This window comes from Xylophilus sp. GW821-FHT01B05, assembly GCA_038961845.1.
Classification (GTDB): domain Bacteria; phylum Pseudomonadota; class Gammaproteobacteria; order Burkholderiales; family Burkholderiaceae_C; genus Xylophilus.
This window is the reverse complement of sequence record CP152408.1, coordinates 3,842,739-3,860,308: the sequence shown is the minus strand read 5'-3', so window position 1 is coordinate 3,860,308 and position 17,570 is coordinate 3,842,739. Positions and strand designations below refer to the sequence as shown.

Below are 17,570 nucleotides of genomic sequence, written 5' to 3'. Positions count from 1 at the left end.
GGGGCCCCATGTACTTTCTCGGACTCGGAATCATCCTGCTGTTGCTGAAATGGCTGGAATACGGCCCCGTCGCCCAATGGGCCTGGTGGATCGTGCTTGCGCCTTTTGCACTGGCTGCCGCCTGGTGGGCCTGGGCCGACGGCTCGGGCCTGACCAAGCGGCGCGAAATGGACAAGATGGCGCGCCGCAAGCAGGACCGCATCGACAAGAGCCGCGCGGCCATGGGGCGCGGCCCCAAGCGCTAGCAAGCTAGCTGGCCAGCACTCCGCCACCCAGCGCCTGGTACAGCGCCACGGCATCGCCCAGCAGCGTGCCGTAGGCGGCCACCCGCGCCGCCCGTGCCTGCAGCCAGGCCTGTTGCGCCGCCAGCACCGAGGGCTGCGAGCTATAGCCCTGGCGCAGTTGCGACTGGGTCAGCTCAAAGCTGGTGCGGGTGGCGGCCTCGCTGGCCTCGGCTACATGCAGGGCGCGCGTGTCGATGTCCAGCGCATACAAGGTATCCGCCACGTTCTGGAAGGCGCTCAGCACCGTGCCGCGGTACTGGGCTGCGGCGGTCTTCAGCTCGGCTTCTGCGGCGCGCTGGCGGGCTGTCAAGGTGCCGCCCGAGAAGATGGGCTGCAGCAAGCCCAGGCCCAGCGCCCAGGTGCTGTTGCCAGCGGCGAACATCTGCGAGAAGCTGGTGGCGCCACCGCCCAGCGCTGCCGTGATCGACAGCTGCGGCAGCCGCGCCGCCTTGGCTACGCCGATGGCCGCGCTGGCGGTTTGCACCTGGGTCTCAGCCGCGCGCACGTCGGGCCGCTGCGCCACCAGATCAGAGGCCACCGCCGCCGGCAACTGCGGCAGGCGGATGGCGGCCAGGTCAATGGCAGGCAGCGCCGTGTCGGGCGTCTGGCCGCCCAGCACGGCGATCAGGTTGCGCGTTTGCTCCAGCTGCTTTTGCAGTGGCGGCAGTGCCTGCTGGATCTGGGTCAGCAGGTTCTCTTGTGTAGCCACATCCAGGCCGCTGGCATAGCCGTTGCGCTGCAGCTTGCGCATGTAGCGCAACTGCTCTTGCATGGCGGCAACGGCCTGCTCGGTCAGCGTGCTTTGCTCGGCCAGCATGGCGGCCTGCAGCACGGCACCCACCAGGTTGCTGGCCAGGGTCAGGCGCGCGGCTTCGAGCTGCAGGCGCTGGCCTTCTTCGGTGGCCTGCAGGCCCTCGACCTGGCGCTGGTTGGCGCCAAACACATCGGGCGTGTAGCTGATGTTGAGCTGGGCCGTGTGGTAGTTGTAGAGCGTGCTGCCCGACTCCAGCGGCGAGGACTGCGACTGCCCGACGTTCTGCCGGCTGCCGTTGTAGCTCGCCGCCACGCTAGGGAAGAAGAAGCCGCGCTGGGCGATCACGTTCTGGTGCGCGGCCTGCAAGGTGGCCTGCGCGGCCTCGATGCTGGGGTTGCGCGCCAGCGCCTGGGCGACCATGTCGTCCAGTGCGGGCGAGCCGAAGGCCTTCCACCAGTCGCGTGCCACCGGGCCGCCAGTGCCGGCGGTGGCCAGCGGCTGGCGCGTGAGCGCGGCCGGGGTGGCGACCACTGGTTTCACATAGTCGGGGCCGACCGCGCAGCCGGCCACCGCCAGCGCCGTCAACCCGATGAACAAACGCCTGTCCGGCCGATGTTGATTAAGCACGCTTGCCTCCCAAACCGATGCGCCGCTTGGCGAACTTGACCCGGCGCAGCACCGCCAGCCGCAGCGCAGGCAGCACCAGCAGCAGGAACAGCGGGCCGATCAGCATGCCGCCGACCACCACGGTGGCCAGCGGGCGCTGCACCTCGCTGCCTATGCTGTGCGACAGGGCCGCCGGGAACAGGCCGATGCAGGCCGACAGCGCCGTCATCAGCAGTGGCCGCATGCGGTGCTCGTAGGCTTCGGTGACGGCTTCCAGATCAGTGCGGCCCTTGAGCTTGAGCTCCTTGAAGTAGCTCAGGATCAGGATGCCGTCCATCACCGACACACCCAGCAGCGAGATAAAACCGATGATGGCCGACACGCTCAGCACCTGGCCCGTGATCGACAGCGCCAGGATGCCGCCCAGCACCGTGAAGGGCACGGCCGCCAGCGTCAGCAGGCTGTAGGTGAAGTTGCTGAACAGCGCATACAGCAGCACCACGATCAGCGCCACCGCCAGCGGAATCGCCACCATCATGCGGCCCTTGGCCTTTTGCAGCGCCTCGAACTCACCCGCGTAGAGGATGCGGTAGCCCTGCGGCAGCTTGACCTCGGCCGCGATCTTGCGCTGGATCTCCGACACCGTGCCGCCCAGGTCGCGGCCCCGCGCGCTGAACTTGATCGGGATGAAGCGCTCGTTGCTTTCGCGGTAGATGTAGGTGGCGCCGGTGTCCAGCGACACCGTGGCCACATCGGTCAGCGGGATGAAAGAGGTGCTGCCATCGGTCGTGGTGTAGCCCACGCGCAGCGCCTTTACCGCATCCAGCGTGGCGCGCTGCTCGGGCGCAAAGCGCACGGTCAGCCCAAATTGCCGGTCGCCGTCCAGCACCGAGGTGGCCGTGCTGCCGCCCATGGCGGTCTGGATGGCAGAGGTGACATCGCCCGTATTGAGCCCGTAGCGGGCCGCGCGGGCGCGGTCCACCTTGATGTTCATGTTGGGCTGGCCCAGCGTGTGGAAGGTGCCGAGGTCGGCCACGCCGTCGATCTTGCCCATCACCGTCATCACCTCATCGGCCAGGCGCTCCAGCTCGACCAAATCGGGGCCGATGATCTTCACCGAGTTGGCACCCTTCACGCCCGACAAACCTTCTTGCACGTTGTCCTGGATGTACTGCGAGAAGTTAAAGCCGACGCCAGGGAACTCGGCCTCGAACTTGTCCTGCAGCTCGTTCACCAGCCGCGCCTTGGTCATGCCCGGGCGCCATTCGTCAAAGGGCTTGAGCGGCGCAAACAGCTCCACGTTGTTGAAGCCGGATGCATCGCTGCCATCGTCCGGGCGGCCGTGTTGCGACACCACGGTCAGCACCTCGGGGTACTCCTTGATCAACTGCCGCATGCGGTTGACCTTTTCGCTGCCCGCCTCCAACGAGATGGTGGGCGGCATCGAGGCGCGAATCCACAGGTTGCCTTCTTCCAGCGCAGGCAAAAATTCACTGCCCAGGCGGCTGGCCAGAATGCCGCCACCCAGCAGCGCCACACAGCCGATCACGATAACCGTGCGCGTGTGCGCCAGCACCCAGTGCAGGGCCGGCTTGTAGACGCGGTGGATGGCGCGCACGAAGATGGTTTCTTTCTCTTCGATCTTGCGCGGCAGCAGGTAGCTGGCCAGCACCGGCGTGATGGTGAAGGTGGCCAGCAGCGCGCCGGCCAGCGCGTAGCCGTAGGTGCGTGCCATGGGCCCGAAGATCTGGCCTTCCACGCCCTGCATGGTGAACAGCGGCGTGAACGCGGCGATGGTGATCACGGTAGAGAACAGCACCGAGCTGTCGACCTGGATCGCGCTCAGGTAGATCATGCGCAGCCGCGCGGTCCAGCCCATGGCCGGGTCGGTGCGCAGGCCGTCTGCGCCGTGCGACATGGCGCGCAGTGCCATCGCCCGCTCGGCCGATGTGCGCTGGAAGTTGCGGAAGATGTTCTCGACCAGGATCACCGCCGAGTCCACGATGATCCCGAAATCCACCGCCCCCAGCGACAGCAGGTTGGCCGACTCATTGGTGAGCACCAAAATCATGATGCTGAAGAACAGCGCAAACGGAATGTTCACGCTCACGATCACCGCGCTGCGCAGGTCGCCCAGAAAGATCCACTGGATGAAGAACACCAGCAGGCAACCAAAGATCAGGTTGTGGATCACGGTGTGCGTGGTCACGCCCACCAGCACCGCGCGGTCGTAGTAGGGCTCGAGCTTCACGCCGGGCGGCAGGCTGCCGTCGGCGTTGAGCTTTTCCACCGCTGTCTTCACGCGGCTGATGACATCGCTGGTGTGCAGCGTGCGGTTCATGATGACGACGCCGGTCACCACGTCGTGCTCGGCATCGCGGCCGGCTTCGCCCAGGCGCGGCACCGTGCCTTCGACGATGCGCGCCACGTCTTTCACCTGGGTTGGCAGGCCGTTCTGTTGGCCGACCACGATGTTGCCAATGTCGTCCAGGTTCTCCACCAGGCCCAGGCCGCGGATGTTGACCGACTGATCGCCCACGCTGATGGCGCGGCCACCCACGTTGAGGTTGGCATTGCCAATGGCGGTGATCAGCTGCTGCAGCGTGACCTTGTGTGATTCCAGCAGCTTGGGGTCTGCCTCAACGTGGTATTCCTTGGTCGTGCCACCCCAGGTGACGACCTGCACCACGCCGGGCACGGTCAGCAGGCGGCGCTCTATTACCCAGTCTTGCAGGGTGCGCAGCTCGGTCAGGCTGGTGCTGGCCGGGCCCTTGACCTGGTAGCGCAGGATTTCACCCACCAGGCTCGACGCCTGGATCTGCGGCTGCACGCCATTGGGCAGGCTGACATTGGCCTGCAGGTTGTTGGCGACCTGGGTCAGTGCAAAGTAGTAGTCCGTGTCGTACTTGAAGGTAACGCGCACAAAAGACAGGCCGTAGAAGGATGTCGAGCGGATGTTGTCCACGCCCGGCGTAGTGGCCAGCCCAACCTCCATTGGCCGGGTGTAGTAGCGCTCCATTTCCTCGGCCGACATGCCGGGGGCCTGGGCGGTGATTTCAAGAATCACCGGGGCCGGGTTTGGGTAGGCCTCGACATTGAGCTTGAGGAAGGCAAACACGCCGGCCGCAAGAAAGGCCAGCAGGCCGAGCAGAACGATGGGCCGCCGCGAAAGGACGAAGGCCAGCAGAGGACGAAACACTGGGTGGCTCCTTGCTTAATCCGCGTTGGTTTCGTACAGGTTGCTCAGGAACAGGGCGTTCCTGCGCGCAATGCGCTCGCCGGCCTTCAGGCCGCTGGCGATCTGCACCTGGCCGTCGGTGGTGAGGCCGGTCACCACCGTGCGCCGCACAAAGCGCGGCCCTTCGGCGTCGTCCGATGTGGCAACCCAGACCGCATTGCTGCCATTGGTCTCGCGCACCACGGCCGTCGCCGGCACGGCCACCGAGGTTTCTGGTGCGGCAATGGCGATGCTGAAGTCGGCCAGCATCTGCGGCCGCAGCGCGCGCGCCGGGTCGTTCACGTCGGCGCGCACCACCAGCCGGCGGCTGTTGGCGTCCACGCTGTCGCCCACATACGAGACGCGGCCCGAAAACACCTTGCCCGGCCAGGCCTGCACCCGCACATCGACCGGCTGGCCGATGTGGTACAGCGCAAACTCAGACTCCGGCACGCTGGCCACCATCCACAGCGTGCGCATGTCGGCCACCGTCACCGGCGCCGGGGCGGTGCCGGGCTGCACCAGCAGGCCGACCTGCGCGGTGCGCGCGGTCACGCGGCCGGCGATGGGGCTCTTGACTGGCATCTCGATGCCCACGTTGCGGTCGCGCTCCAGGCGGGCAATGTCGGCATCAGACAAGTCGAACAGGCGCAGGCTCTTGCGCGCCGCGTTGTAGGCGGCCTCGGCCGTTTGCTGGTCCGACTGGTTCTGCTGCAGTTCCTTCTGCGGAATGCTGTCGTCCTTGGCCAGCACCTGTGCGCGGCGCAGGGTTTCGTTGGCGGCGTGCAGCGCGCCGGCGGTGGAAATGAGCGTGGACGCCGCCTGCGCGATGTCCGGCACGGCGACGGTGTAGAGCGTCTGCCCGGCCTTGACGTCGTCGCCGGCCTTGACCAGCACCTGCGCGATGCGGCCCTGGTAGGGCGTGTAGACGGGCGTGGTGCGGTCCTGGTTGAAATCGATGTTGCCAATGGTCTGGCGGCGATGGTCAAACTGGCGCTCGCCCACGGCACCCACATCCAGCGCGGCAGCCTGGTCGGCGGCGATGCGCACGGTCTCCGGGCCGACCTTGCCGGCCTTGGACGCGAGCGGTGCTTGCGCCTGGGGCTCAGGTTCTGACGGGCTGCGCAGCAGCCATGCGCCGGCCCCCGCAAGCACCAGCACCACGAGCACAGCCGCACCCCATTGCAGGCGCGATACCGAAGAAGATTTGCGAGCCATCCGTCCAGTCCCCAAGGTTGCGCCGCGGGGCGCAGACCTTCTCGGACAAGGACATGCACAGGGCGCGGAGCACCGGCGCTGCACAGGCGTGGCAGCGCGGTGCAGGGCAGTCTAGGCAGGCAAGCTTTACGTTTGCTTTATGCCGTGGCGGCGCGCCCAGTCTGAACGGGTTTTGAATGAAATATGCCTTTAGCCCAGGTGCCGCCTGGGCTATTAGCTATCTATTTGATAGTTATGCGGCGCTCAGCCCACGCGCGGCAGGCGGATCTCGATGCAGGTGCCGCCCGCTTCGCTGGCCTGGCGCGCGGCCAGCGTGCCGCCCATGCGCAGCACCACGCGCTGGGCAATCGACAGGCCCAGGCCTGAGCCCTCGGGCTGGCCGTGCGCGCCGCGCCAGAAGGGCAGGAGCATCTGCGCATGCGTGTCGGCATCCAGCGCAGGGCCGTCGTCGCAGACCGCCAGCAGCACCTCATCCGGCTGCACCTGCAGCAGCACCTCGATCTGCGTGCCGCCGTAGCGCAGGGCGTTGTCGACCAGGTTGGACACCACTTCGCCCAGCAGCGTGGGGGAGCCGCGCACCGTGGCGGGCAGGGCGCTGGGCTGCGGTAACTGCAACTGCTTGCCGGCCGCCAACACCGGCGCCTGCCAGCGCCGGCCGGCCTCGGCCACCACGGCGGCGCAGTCGAACAGCTCGTCTTCCACCACCGTGTCGTCTTCGGCGCGGGCAAAGGCCAGCAGCTGGCGCACCAGGCGCGCCGTGCGCACCGCGACTTCGTCGAGCTGGGCCAGCACCTCGCCGTCGGCCGGCTGCAATGGGTCGGCGCGCTGGATGCGGCGCATGTCGCCCACCAGCAGGCGAATGCCGGCGACCGGGGTTTGCAACTGGTGCGCCGCGTCGGCGATGAAGCGGCGCTGCTCGTCGATGGAGGCCTTGAGCCGGAACAGCAGCTCGTTGGTGTGCAGCACCAGGGCGCGCAGCTCTTCGGGCACGTGTTCGGTGGGCAGGGGCGATAGGTCGTGCACGCCGTGCAGGGCAACTTCCGCGCTGATGCGGCGGGTGGGCGCCAGGCCGCGGCGGATGCCCAGGAAGACCAGCGGAATGATCACAAAGCCCGCCAGCGCCGCCGGCATGAAGATGGCCAGCGCGATCTCTTGCGACACGTGCTGGCGCGCGGCCTTGGATTCGGCCACCAGCACCCAGACCGGCTCGTCGCCCGGCGTGGGCGCCAGTCGCAGCGTGACCGCGCGCAGCGCGCTGCCGGCGCTTTCCAGGTCGAACACTCTGGGTTCATGGGTGGCGCCGTCTTGCGGTGGCAGCGGCAGATCGATGCTCAGGTCGCCTACCAAGGTGCGCCCGCTCTCGGTGCGTATCAGGTAGTGGGTGCGCGCCAGCGAGTCAAACACCAGCGAGTCGGCGGTTTCCTTGTTGGCGACGAAGGCGGCGCGCCCGCCGCTCCAGCGCAGTTGGGACGCCAGCGCGCGCGCATCGTCCGCCAGGATGCGGTCAAACGACAGGTTGGTGGAGCGCCCCGCCAGCCAGTAGGCCGCGCCCGTGGCCAGCAGGGCAGACGCCACCCACAGCGCCAGCAGCGGCGTGGCCAGTTGCTGCCACAGGCTGCGGGCGGAGCCGCGCACGTCTGTGTTCACACCAGCTCCAGCGCATAGCCCACGCCACGCACCGTCACGATGTTGACGCCGGCCACGGCCAGCTTGCGCCGCAGCTTCAGGATGTAGATCTCCACCGCATTGGCGCTGAAGTTGGATTCCCAGCTCGACATGGCCGAGATGATGCGGCTCTTGGATACGGCGGTGCCGGGCGATGCCATCAGCAGCTCGACCAGCGCTGCCTCGCGCGGGCTGAGCGGCAGGCGCTCGTCACGGCAGCGCAGCTCGCGGCTGTCGGTGTTGAAGCTGAGCGCGCCCACCGTCAGCAGGTTGCTGCTGCTGCCGCGCCGGCGCCGCGTAACGGCACGCAGCCGGGCCACCAGCTCTTCGGGCTCGAAGGGCTTGGGCAGGTAGTCGTCGGCGCCCTCATTCAGGCCGCGCAACCGGTTGGGCAGGCCGTCGTTGGCGGTCAGGATCAGCACCGCCAGGTCGTGGCCGTGTGTGCGCCAGTGGCGCAGCACGTCAAAGCCGTCGCGCCGCGGCAGGCCCAGGTCCAGCACCGCGGCGTCGTACTGCTCGGTGGCGGTGGCGGCCAGCGCGTATTCGCCGTCGGTCACCGCATCGACCTGCCAGCCCTCGGCCTGCAGGGTGCGCGTGACGCCCAGCCGCAGTGCCGGGTCGTCCTCGACCAGCAGGACGCGCATGGGCTGCGCTTAGAAGTCGTCCAGCACCGCGCCCTTGCTGGCGCTGGCGGCGTTGAAGGCGAACTTGGCCTGCACGCCACGGGTGTAGCGCGGCGCCGGCGGCGTCCAGCCTTCGCGGCGCTTGGCCAGCTCGGCTTCGGGCACGTTCAGTTCCAGCACCAGCTGGTGCGCGTCGATGGTGATCGAGTCACCCTCGTGGATGAAGGCAATGTTGCCGCCTGCTGCCGCTTCCGGCGCCACGTGGCCCACCACCATGCCCCAGGTGCCGCCAGAGAAGCGGCCGTCGGTGATCAGGCCCACGCTTTCGCCCAGGCCGGCGCCGATCAGCGCGCCCGTGGGGGCCAGCATCTCGGGCATGCCCGGGCCGCCCTTGGGGCCCAGGTAGCGCAGCACCATCACGTCGCCGGCCACGATCTTGCCGGCCAGGATGGCGGCCAGCGCCGATTGCTCGTCGTCGAAAACGCGCGCCGGGCCGGTGATGACCGGGTTCTTCAGGCCGGTGATCTTGGCCACCGCGCCTTCGGGGCTCAGGTTGCCCTTCAGGATGGCCAGGTGGCCTTCTTCGTACATGGGCTTGTCGATCGGGCGGATCACGTCCTGGTCGGCGCGTGGCACGTCGGGCACGTCTTTCAGCACCTCGGCAATGGTCTGGCCGCTGATGGTGATGCAGTCGCCATGCAGCAGGCCGGCGTTCAGCAACACCTTCATCACTTGCGGAATGCCGCCGGCCTGGTGCAGGTCCACCGCCAGGTACTTGCCGCTGGGCTTGAGGTCGCACAGCACCGGCGTCTTCTTGCGGATGCGCTCGAAGTCGTCGATAGACCACTCCACGCCCGCCGTGTGCGCAATCGCCAAGAAGTGCAGCACCGCGTTGGTCGAGCCGCCGGTGGCCATGATCACGGCCACGGCGTTCTCGATCGCCTTCTTGGTGACGATGTCGCGTGGCTTCAGATCTTTCTTGATCGCCTCGATCAGCACCTTGGCCGATTCCTTGGCCGAGTTTTCTTTCTCGTCATGCGGGTTGGCCATGGTCGACGAGTAGGGCAGGCTGATGCCCAGGGCTTCGAAGGCGCTGGACATGGTGTTGGCCGTGTACATGCCGCCGCAAGAGCCGGTGCCGGGGATGGCGCGCATTTCGATCTCGCGCAGGTCTTCGTCGCTCAGGTTGCCGGCGGCGTTCTGGCCCACGGCTTCGAACACGCTGACGATGTTCAGGTCCTGGCCCTTGTAGCGGCCCGGCAGGATGGTGCCGCCGTAGACATAGATGGCCGGCACATTGGCGCGCAGCATGCCCATCAGGCCACCGGGCATGTTCTTGTCGCAGCCGCCGACCACCAGCACGCCGTCCATCCACTGGCCTTGCACGCTGGTTTCCACGCAGTCGCTGATGACTTCGCGGCTCACCAGGCTGTACTTCATGCCTTCGGTGCCCATGGCCATGCCGTCGCTGATGGTGGGCGTGCCAAACACCTGGGCGTTGCCGCCGGCTTCTTCGATGCCTGCGATGGCTGCGTCAGCCAGCTTCTGCAGGCCCGAGTTGCAGGGCGTGATGGTGCTGTGGCCGTTGGCCACGCCCACCATGGGCTTCTTGAAGTCGCCTTCCTCGTAGCCCATGGCGTAGTACATGGAGCGATTGGGGGCGCGCGACTTGCCTTCAGTGATGTTGGCGCTGCGGCGGTTGATCTGGATGACCTTGGTGTCCATCAGAAGTCTCTCTCGTGGGGTTTTTGTACGGCGGAAGTATGCGCCGGGTGATTGATAGATTCCAATCCATTCTCAAGGCGGTATTGATATGCTGTGCATATGAATGACGCCCCCATAGAACTCCGCGTCTGGCGCCAGTTCCTGGCCGTGGCTGAAGAGCTGCACTTCGGCCGCGCCGCGCTGCGCCTGCATATGACCCAGCCGCCGCTGACCCAGGCCATCGCCTTGCTGGAGAAGACGCTGGGCACGCCGCTGTTCGACCGCACCAGCCGGCGCGTGCAGCTCACCGCCGCCGGCGAAGCCCTGCTGCCCGATGTGCGTGACCTGCTGGAGCGGGCCCGCGCGCTGCCGGCGCGGGCGCGCGCGGCGGCCGGGGGCGAAGTCGGGCGGCTGCGGCTGGGTTTTGTCTCCACCATCGGTTTTGAGCGCCTGCCGGGCTGGGTGCGGGCCTTTCGCGCGGCCTGCCCGCAGGTGGCGCTGGAACTGGTCGAGGCCACGGGCGACGTGCAACTGCAAGCGTTTGCACGCGGCGAGCTGGATGCCGGCCTGATGCTGCATTCCCCCGGTTTTGCGCCGCCCGGCTTGCAGGCCTTCCGTGTGTTGGCCGAGCCATTGCTGCTGGCCCTGCCCGAGCACCATCCGCTGGCCGCGCTGCAGGCGCCGCCGCTGGACGCGGTGCTGGCCGAGCCGCTGGTGATCTTCCCGCGCCGCATCGCGCCTTCGCTGTACGACGCGGTGTTTGCGCTCTACCACGCGGCCGGCCGCTCGCCCGAGGTGGTGCAGGAGGCGATCCAGATGCAGACCATCGTCAACCTGGTGTCGGCCGGCATCGGCGTGGCCTGGGTGCCGGCCAGCGTGACCCAGTTCCGCCGCGCCGGCGTGGTCTACCGCACGCCGGCCCGGCGCCGCCGCGCACCGGCGCTGCCGGCCTGCGAAACCAGCCTGGTCTGGCCGGCAGATGCCGCCAACCCGGCGCTGGCGCGCTTCGTGGATTTCGTGCGCCAGCAGGTGCTTCTTAATTCATAGCTATAAGCCCAGGTGGGTACTGGGCTAGAGGCCTATTTGGTTCATATTCCTGGCGTGACGCACGCCACGGGCACAATAGCCGCCATCATGCTGATGTACCCCCATATCGACCCGGTTGCCCTGCAGATTGGCCCGCTTGCCGTGCACTGGTACGGCCTGACCTATCTCGCAGCCTTTGCCTTGTTTTTGTTCCTGGGCAACCTGCGGCTGCGGCACCAGCCCTATGCCGCCATCACCGGCGACGGCGCCTGGACGCGCAAGGATGTGGAAGACATCCTGTTCCTGGGCGTGGCCGGCGTGGTGCTGGGCGGGCGGCTGGGCTACTGCCTGTTCTACAAGCCCGGCTACTACGCCACCCATCCGCTGGAGATCTTCTATATCTGGCAGGGCGGCATGAGCTTTCATGGCGGCCTGCTGGGCGTGATCGGCTCGATGCTGTGGTTTGCGCGTTCGCGCCGCCGGCCCTGGCTGCAGGTGGCCGATTTTGTCGCGCCCTGCGTGCCCACCGGTCTGGCGGCCGGGCGCATTGGCAACTTCATCAATGGCGAGCTGTGGGGCCGCTTCAGCGATCCATCGCTGCCCTGGGGCATGGTGTTTCCGCAGAGCGGATCGATGCTGCCGCGCCATCCGTCGCAGATCTACCAGTTCCTGCTGGAAGGCCTGCTGCTCTTCGTGCTGCTGTGGCTGTATGCGCGCAAGCCGCGCCGCCAGGGCCAGGTGGCTGCGGCCTTCCTGATCGGCTACGGCAGCCTGCGCTTCATCGCCGAATTCTTCCGTGAGCCCGACAGCTTCCTGGGCCTGCTGCCGCTGGGCATGAGCATGGGCCAGTGGCTGTGCCTGCCGATGATCGCCTTCGGCCTGTGGCTGGCCTGGCGCAGCCGCCAGGGCCAGGTGGGCTAAAGGTTTTTAGACGAAATATGCCTCTAGCCCTTGTACAGCCTGGGCTGATAGCTATCTATTTGGTAGCTATTGAGCCGTGCTGATGCCGCTCTTTTCTTCTTGCCGTACCTACCCGCTATTCGTGATCCCATGAGGAACCAGAATCTCTTCGCCGCCCTGCGCGCCGCCTTCCCCGCCGACCTGGATGCCACCGCCATCGAGACCGACAGCGGCCTGTTCTACAGCTGGCGCGACCTGGACCGCGCCAGCGCGCGCATCGCCAACCTGCTGCAGTCGCTCAAGCTGGCCAAGGGTGCACGCGTGGCGGTGCAGGTAGAGAAATCGGTCGAAGCCGCGCTGCTCTACCTGGCCACGCTGCGCGCGGGCTATGTGTTTTTGCCGCTCAACACCGCCTACCAGCGCTCGGAGATCGAATACTTCATCGGCAATGCCGAGCCCGAGGTGGTGGTCTGCGCCTCGCGCAACCAAGCCTGGATGCGCGAAGTGGCGCAGGCTGCCGGCACGCGCCATGTGTTCACCCTGGACGACGACCGCAGCGGCACGCTGCTGGATGCCGCCACGCCCATGCCCGACACGCATGCCGTGGCGCCGCGCCGCGCAGACGACCTGGCCGCCATCCTCTACACCAGCGGCACGACAGGGCGCAGCAAGGGAGCCATGCTCAGCCACGGCAACCTGCTGAGCAATGCGCAGGTACTGAAAGAGTACTGGGGCTGGCGCACGGGCGACGTGCTGATCCACGCGCTGCCGATCTTCCACGTGCACGGACTTTTCGTCGCCCTGCATGGCGCGCTGCTCAACGGCAGCAAGATGATCTGGCTGGCTAAATTTGACCCGGCCCTGGTGCTGCGCCGCCTGCCCGACGCCACCGTGTTCATGGGCGTGCCCACCTTGTATGTGCGCCTGCTGCAGGAGCCGGGCCTGGACCGCGCGGCAGTGCGCAATATGCGGCTCTTTATTGCCGGCTCGGCGCCGCTGCTGATCGAGACCTTCCGCGCCTGGGAAGAGCGCACCGGCCACGTCATTCTGGAGCGCTACGGCATGAGCGAAACCGCCATGCTGACCTCCAACCCCTACGACGCAGCCCAGGGCGCGCGCCGTGGCGGCACCGTGGGCTTCCCCTTGCCAGGCGTGCAACTGCGCGTGGCCGGCGACGACGGCCAGCCGCTGGCTACCGGCGAGACCGGCGGCATCCAGGTCAAAGGCCCGAACGTGTTCCAGGGCTACTGGCGCATGCCCGAGAAAACCCGCGAGGAATTCACCGCCGACGGTTTCTTCCGCACCGGCGACGTGGGCCGCGTGGATACCGATGGCTACGTCACCATCGTCGGGCGCAGCAAGGACCTGATCATCAGCGGCGGCTACAACGTCTACCCGGCCGAGATCGAGGGGCGCATCAACGACATGCCGGGCGTGGCCGAAAGCGCCGTGGTCGGCGTGCCGCACCCGGATTTTGGCGAGGTCGGGGTGGCCATCGTCATCCCGCGCGTCGGCGCCAAGCCAGACGCGGCGGCCATCCTGGCGCAGCTGCGCGTGCAGCTGGCCAACTTCAAGATTCCCAAGCATTGCGCCGTGGTGCCGGAGCTGCCGCGCAACACCATGGGCAAGGTGCAAAAGAACCTGCTGCGCGAGGAATTCAAGGCCTTGTTTGTGTAGCCCATGCAGAAATTCGAGGGCAACCCCAAAAATGTTGCATGCGCAGAACACCCATCGGTGATGACATTCGTTTCACTGTGCCTTGTTGTGTAACATGCACGTTCTTAAGGGTCGTTGGTGCGTTACATATAACAAGGCCATGGGGGTCAACCCCGTGAGTCGTTCATGGAAGAGGGTCAGTCGAAACTTGTCGACGTAAGTCAGTTGCGCATCGGGATGTTCATTCAACTCGACTTGGGCTGGATGGACCATCCATTTCCCCTGAACAACTTCAAGATTTCCACCGAGGCGCAGATCCACACCATAGCGACGCTGGGTGTGCGGCGGGTGCGCTACTTCCCGCATCGCAGCGATGCGGCGGTGGTGGAGCAGGGGCCGCATGCTGCGCTGCTGACGGAGGCCCCGGCCGAGGACGCCGGCGATGCGCGGCAAGGGTGGGGCCAGGGGCTGCGCCGCCAGCGCCTGAAGCAGCTTGAGCTGCAGCAGCGGCAACTGACGGCCTGCGAACAGCGCTTTGCCGACGCGGCACGCCGCTACCGGCGCATGGCCGAGATCGTGCACCAGAGCCCGGGCCAGGCACGCCAGAGCAGCGAAGAGCTGGTGGGCGGCTGCGTCGACGAGCTGCTGGCCAACGGCGAGTCGGTGATCCGGCTGCTCTCGGAAGGCGTGGGTGAACGCAGCGCCCAGCATCCCGTCAATGTCATGGTGTTGTCGTTGCTGCTCGGGCAGGCGCTGGGGCTGGAGCGCATGCACCTGGTCGAGCTGGGCCTGGCCGGCCTGCTGCACGACATCGGCAAGCAAGAGCTGCCAGACCGCCTCCGGCAGACCGAAGACTATTTCTCTGCCGCCGAATACCGCGTCTACCAGCAGCACGTGGCGCACGGCGTGGCGGCAGCCGAGGCCATGGGCCTGCCCGCGGCCGTTGTCGCCGGCATTGCGCAGCACCACGAGATGGTCGATGGCACGGGCTTTCCTGACCGCCTGAAGGGGCCCGAGATGCAGCTCTGCGGCAAGGTGCTGGCCCTGGTCAATCGCTATGACAACTTCTGCAACCCCGGCCGCCACAGCAGCGTATTGACGCCGCACGAGGCGCTGTCGGTGATCTTCACGCAGATGAAGGCGCGCTTCGACTCGCTCGTGCTTGGCGCCTTCATCCGCATGATGGGCGTCTATCCGCCGGGCTCCGTGGTGCAGCTTGGCAATGACCGCTTTGCCTTGGTCACCTCGGTCAACTCCTTGCGGCCGCTGCGGCCCAAGGTCATCGTGCACGACCCCTCCATACCGCGTGAAGAGGCAGTGGTGCTTGACCTGGAGACCGCGCCCGAGCTCAGCATCCGCCGCAGCCTGAAGCCGCAGCAACTGCCGCGCGCGGCCATGGACTACCTGTCGCCACGCCAGCGCATCTGCTACTTCTTCGAGCGCGCCGCTGCACTTGATGCGCCGGAGGGTCTCGCATGACGCCGTCCGGCACGCCGGATGCATTGATGGAAGGGCTGCTGGAGGCGGTCTGGCTGGTGGACCCGCACAGCCTCCAGATCGTCGAGGCCAACCGCGCAGCATCCGACCTGCTGGGCATGTCGCGCCAGGAGCAACTGGCCCGCCCGGTGCTGCAGTTCTTCAGCAGCCCGGAAGACCAGGTGTTCTGGGACGAGGCCGGCGGCAACATGGCGGCGGTGCTGCGCTCCAACACTCGCATGGTGCATGCCGACGGCCGTGTCCTGCATGTCGAGCGCCGCATCGGCTGGCTGAACCGGGAGGGCGGTGGCCACTGGCTGGTGGGTGCGGTGGACCGCACGTCGCAGCGCGCCACTGAAGACGCGCTGGAGCTGCTGGTCGCCGATCTGCGTGCCACGCTCGAATCAACCGCCGACGGTCTTCTGGTCTGCGGCCTGGACGGCAGCATCCGGGCGTTCAACCGGCGCTTTGCCCAGATATGGGGCGTGCCCAAAGAGCTGCTGCTGCAGCGCGACGATGCCGCCGTGCACGCCATGCTGGCGGCCAGCATCGAGCACCCGGCTCCGTACGAAGAGCGCCTGGCGGAGCTGGCGCAGTCGATGGACACCGAGGCCACCGACGTCCTGCGCTTGCGCTCTGGCCGCGTATTGCAGCGCACGGTGCTGCCGCAGCACAGCCGGGACCGGGTCATCGGTCGCGTGTTCTCTTTTGTGGACATCACGGAACGCGTGGCGGCCGAGGATGGCTTGCGCCTGGCGGCCAAGGTGTTCGAGACCTGCCCGGACGCGGTCTTCATCACCGACGCCGCGCACCAGGTGGTGTCGGTCAACCCCGCATTTCGCACGCTCACACGCCAAGGCAGCCATTTGCCGCAGGGCATGAACGCGTTCGACCTGTTTGAAGAACGTGAGACCGGCCGTTTGCTGGCCGATGTCGGCAAGTCCTGGCAGTTCACCGGCTTCTGGGAGGGCGAGGTCTGGCACCGGCGCGCCGACGGCAGCACCTGCCCGGTGCGCCTGTCCTGGGTCGTACTGCGCGATGACGCCGGCGACGTGCTGCAGACCATCGGCTTTTTTCGTGACCTGACGGCCCAGCGCGCCGCGCAGCAGCGCATCGAAGACCTGGCCTACAGCGACGTGCTCACCGGCTTGCCCAACCGACTGCTGTTGTCCTGCCGCATAGACAGGGCGCTGCAACTGCGCGGCGCAGAGAAGGTGCCGTTCGCGGTCATGTTCCTCGACCTCGATCGCTTCAAGAACATCAACGACTCGCTCGGCCACCAGTTTGGCGACCGCGTGCTGGTGAAGGTGGCCGAACGCATCAAGGGCTGCCTGCGCCTGGCCGATACCTTGTGCCGGCTTGGGGGCGATGAGTTCGTGATCCACCTCGACCATGCGGACGAGGCCTCGGCCGAGGTCGTGGCGCGCCGCATTCTGGACTGCATGGTGCAGCCGTTTGCGCTGGACGACATGCGCTTTTCGGTGAACTGCAGCATCGGCATAGCGCTGTACCCGCAAGACGGCACGACGCTGGACGACCTGGTGCGGCATGCCGACACGGCCATGTTCCGGGTCAAGGAGCACGGTCGCGGCAACTTCCGCTTCTACCAGCCGCAGATGAATTCCAACCTGCTGGCACGCATGAAGCTCGACCATGCCATGCGCCAGGCCATGGAAGAGCGCCGCTTCTCGCTGCACTACCAGCCGCAGATCCATATGGGCAGCGGCGCGTTGGTGGGCGTGGAGGCATTGCTGCGCTGGACTGATCCCGAGCTGGGCCCGGTGTCGCCGGGCGTGTTCATCCCGCTGGCCGAAGAGTCGGGCTTTATCGTCACCATCGGCGCCTGGGTGCTTGAAGAGGCCGTGCGCCAGGCGGCGGTGTGGCAGCGGGAGGGCATGGCGGTGCCGGTGTCGGTCAATGTCTCGGCGCTGCAGTTTCGCCAGGCGGATTTCGTGCAGCGCGTGGCCGCCGCCATCCATGCCTCGGGCCTGCCGCCCGAGCTGCTGGAGCTGGAGCTCACCGAATCGATCCTGGTGCAGGGCGCAGACGAGGCGCTGGAGCGCCTGCACGCCCTGGCCGCGCTCGGGGTGCGGCTGGCCATCGACGACTTTGGCACCGGCTATTCCAGCCTGGCCTACCTCAAGCGCTTCCCGATCCACCGGCTGAAGATCGACCAGTCTTTTGTGCGCGGCCTGCCCAGCGACGAAAGCGACCGCGCCATCGTCGGCGCCATGACCAGCCTTGGCGCCGCGCTGCGCTTCGAGATGGTCGCCGAAGGTGTGGAAACACAAGCCCAGTTCGATTGTTTGCAGTCCCTGGGGTGCGAGCTGTTCCAGGGCTTTCTGTGCGCCCCTGGGTTGCCGGCCGAGGAGCTGTTGCCACGCATGCAGGCGCAGCCGTTTATGCCGCGGCCGAGTTGACGCCCGGTCGCCGAGCTGCCT

General features: G+C 67.1%; 12 protein-coding genes. 6 read left to right on the top strand and 6 right to left on the bottom strand.

Annotated elements, in window-relative coordinates; genetic code table 11:
• Positions 1-8 precede the first annotated feature (8 nt).
• On the top strand, positions 9-245 hold the full coding sequence (locus AAFF27_17930; GenBank protein ID XAH21889.1) for a TIGR04438 family Trp-rich protein: 237 nt from the start codon (positions 9-11) through the stop codon (positions 243-245).
• A gap of 4 nt (positions 246-249) precedes the next feature.
• Here the strand turns inward: AAFF27_17930 and AAFF27_17925 are convergent, their stop codons facing one another.
• The 6 genes from AAFF27_17925 to ilvD all read right to left on the bottom strand — a co-directional run bounded on the left by AAFF27_17925 (position 250) and on the right by ilvD (position 10,092).
• Positions 250-1,635 (bottom strand): efflux transporter outer membrane subunit, encoded by a 1,386-nt coding sequence (locus tag AAFF27_17925; protein ID XAH21888.1) that lies wholly within the window; start codon positions 1,633-1,635, stop codon positions 250-252.
• A gap of 22 nt (positions 1,636-1,657) precedes the next feature.
• Complete coding sequence (locus tag AAFF27_17920) at positions 1,658-4,843, bottom strand: CusA/CzcA family heavy metal efflux RND transporter (GenBank protein XAH21887.1); 3,186 nt, start codon at positions 4,841-4,843, stop codon at positions 1,658-1,660.
• 15 nt (positions 4,844-4,858) lie between these two features.
• Positions 4,859-6,079, bottom strand: coding sequence for an efflux RND transporter periplasmic adaptor subunit (locus AAFF27_17915; GenBank protein ID XAH21886.1), 1,221 nt, complete (start codon positions 6,077-6,079; stop codon positions 4,859-4,861).
• A 243-nt stretch (positions 6,080-6,322) separates the two neighbouring features.
• Entirely contained in the window at positions 6,323-7,726 is a 1,404-nt protein-coding gene (locus tag AAFF27_17910) for a sensor histidine kinase (GenBank protein XAH21885.1), read from the bottom strand.
• Positions 7,723-8,388 (bottom strand): response regulator transcription factor, encoded by a 666-nt coding sequence (locus AAFF27_17905; GenBank protein ID XAH21884.1) that lies wholly within the window; start codon positions 8,386-8,388, stop codon positions 7,723-7,725. The genes AAFF27_17910 and AAFF27_17905 overlap by 4 nt, the downstream gene beginning before the upstream one ends.
• A 9-nt stretch (positions 8,389-8,397) precedes the next feature.
• Positions 8,398-10,092: a dihydroxy-acid dehydratase gene (gene ilvD, locus AAFF27_17900; protein XAH21883.1), complete on the bottom strand. Its 1,695-nt coding sequence runs from the start codon at positions 10,090-10,092 to the stop codon at positions 8,398-8,400.
• A gap of 99 nt (positions 10,093-10,191) precedes the next feature.
• On the opposite strand from ilvD, the gene AAFF27_17895 reads away from it, so the two are divergent.
• The 5 genes from AAFF27_17895 to AAFF27_17875 all read left to right on the top strand — a co-directional run bounded on the left by AAFF27_17895 (position 10,192) and on the right by AAFF27_17875 (position 17,549).
• A complete protein-coding gene (locus tag AAFF27_17895; protein XAH21882.1) occupies positions 10,192-11,118 on the top strand; it encodes a LysR family transcriptional regulator in 927 nt (308 codons plus the stop codon).
• 87 nt (positions 11,119-11,205) lie between these two features.
• On the top strand, positions 11,206-12,018 hold the full coding sequence (gene lgt / locus AAFF27_17890; protein XAH26261.1) for a prolipoprotein diacylglyceryl transferase: 813 nt from the start codon (positions 11,206-11,208) through the stop codon (positions 12,016-12,018).
• A 129-nt stretch (positions 12,019-12,147) separates the two neighbouring features.
• Positions 12,148-13,674, top strand: a complete 1,527-nt coding sequence (locus tag AAFF27_17885) for a malonyl-CoA synthase (GenBank protein ID XAH21881.1) — start codon at positions 12,148-12,150, stop codon at positions 13,672-13,674.
• Between the two features lie 165 nt (positions 13,675-13,839).
• The gene (locus AAFF27_17880; GenBank protein XAH21880.1) at positions 13,840-15,132 is read left to right on the top strand and encodes an HD domain-containing phosphohydrolase; all 1,293 of its coding nucleotides are present in this window, start codon (positions 13,840-13,842) and stop codon (positions 15,130-15,132) included.
• Positions 15,129-17,549 carry an EAL domain-containing protein gene (locus AAFF27_17875; GenBank protein XAH21879.1) on the top strand — a complete coding sequence of 807 codons (2,421 nt, stop codon included), beginning with the start codon at positions 15,129-15,131 and terminating at the stop codon, positions 17,547-17,549. The genes AAFF27_17880 and AAFF27_17875 overlap by 4 nt, the downstream gene beginning before the upstream one ends.
• Positions 17,550-17,570: the final 21 nt, after the last annotated feature.

Excerpts from the sequence above, each read along its gene's own strand:
- AAFF27_17905 (XAH21884.1), bottom strand. The coding sequence starts at position 8,388 with ATGCGCGTCCTGCTGGTCGAGGACGACCCGGCACTGCGGCTGGGCGTC.
- AAFF27_17885 (XAH21881.1), top strand. The coding sequence starts at position 12,148 with ATGAGGAACCAGAATCTCTTCGCCGCCCTGCGCGCCGCCTTCCCCGCC.
- AAFF27_17930 (XAH21889.1), top strand. The coding sequence starts at position 9 with ATGTACTTTCTCGGACTCGGAATCATCCTGCTGTTGCTGAAATGGCTG.
- AAFF27_17915 (XAH21886.1), bottom strand. The coding sequence starts at position 6,079 with ATGGCTCGCAAATCTTCTTCGGTATCGCGCCTGCAATGGGGTGCGGCT.
- lgt (XAH26261.1), top strand. The coding sequence starts at position 11,206 with ATGCTGATGTACCCCCATATCGACCCGGTTGCCCTGCAGATTGGCCCG.
- AAFF27_17895 (XAH21882.1), top strand. The coding sequence starts at position 10,192 with ATGAATGACGCCCCCATAGAACTCCGCGTCTGGCGCCAGTTCCTGGCC.
- AAFF27_17880 (XAH21880.1), top strand. The coding sequence starts at position 13,840 with ATGGAAGAGGGTCAGTCGAAACTTGTCGACGTAAGTCAGTTGCGCATC.
- AAFF27_17875 (XAH21879.1), top strand. The coding sequence starts at position 15,129 with ATGACGCCGTCCGGCACGCCGGATGCATTGATGGAAGGGCTGCTGGAG.
- ilvD (XAH21883.1), bottom strand. The coding sequence starts at position 10,092 with ATGGACACCAAGGTCATCCAGATCAACCGCCGCAGCGCCAACATCACT.